Annotated in this window: 1 protein-coding gene; it reads left to right on the top strand. The window is 60.2% G+C overall.

Features of this window, described 5'->3' with window-relative positions; genetic code table 11:
- The coding region (locus BMW89_RS37150) for an IS4 family transposase (RefSeq protein ID WP_143062900.1) at positions 1-1,102 on the top strand (1,102 nt) is incomplete at both ends.

Raw genomic sequence — 1,102 nt, 5'->3', positions numbered from 1 at the left:
GCTCCTTGAACCGATCAATCGGCGGCAATTTCGAACGGCTGTGGATGGTGTGGACGGGGACGCCTACGACAAGTCGTTCACGAGCTGGGATCATTTGGTCGCACTGATCTATGCGCAACTGAGCGGCAACGACAGCCTGCGCGCCGTCGTGGCCGGCTTTAACGCCAATTCTCAGCACCACTATCATCTTGGGACCGGCAAGCTGCGCCGCTCGACACTGTCAGATGCCAATGCCCGCCGCCCGGTCAGCGTCTTCGCGCAGACCTTTGCGACGCTGTCGGCAATGGCCAGTCGGCAGCTGCGATGCGAAGGCAAGGAGATGGTGCGCCTGATTGATGCCAGCCCGATCCCACTCGGCAAGGTCTGCAACTGGGCGACGTGGAACGGCCGCATCCGCGGCATGAAGCTGCACGCCGTCTACGATCCCAAGGGTGATGTCCCGTCGTCCGTCGAGGTGACGTCAGCCAACGTCAACGACATCGAGATCGGTCGTCAGGTTCCGATCCAGCCAGGCACAACCTACGTGTTCGACAAGGGATATTGCCGCTTTGACTGGTGGCAGAAGATCAACGACAGCAAGGCTTTGTTCGTGACCCGGGCCAAGCAACGCATTCGGCTTCGGGCGTTCAAGCATCGCACCATCCGCAAGCGCAAGGGCGATGGCTTCAAGATCATCGCCGATGACGAGGTCAAGCTAGTTTCCAAGGGTGATTCACGGCTGCCAATACCGCTGCGCCGTATCAAGCTCAGGCGCGAGAACGGTGGCGTGATGACGCTTCTGACCAACGATCTTGACCGCACCGCCGTCGAGATCGCCGCTCTCTACAAGAGCCGATGGCAGATCGAGTTGCTGTTTCGCTGGATCAAGCAACATCTCGATATCCGCAAGTTTCTCGGAACCAACGACAACGCAATCCGCTTGCAAGTGCTCGCGGCTATGATCGCCTATCTGCTGCTGCGGATCGCGGCCCGGACCAACTGCATCAAAATGCTTCCCCTCAGGCTGGCCGAACTCGTCGGCCAGCTTCTGTTCACCCGCCGAGCCCTTGCCACGATCGACAAGCCCCCGCCCATCAACCCCAGCCGCCGCCAATCCTGCAAA

The organism is Bradyrhizobium sp. OK095 (genome assembly GCF_900109945.1).
Classification (GTDB): Bacteria; Pseudomonadota; Alphaproteobacteria; order Rhizobiales; family Xanthobacteraceae; genus Bradyrhizobium.
This window is presented reverse-complemented; position numbering and strand designations above follow the sequence as displayed.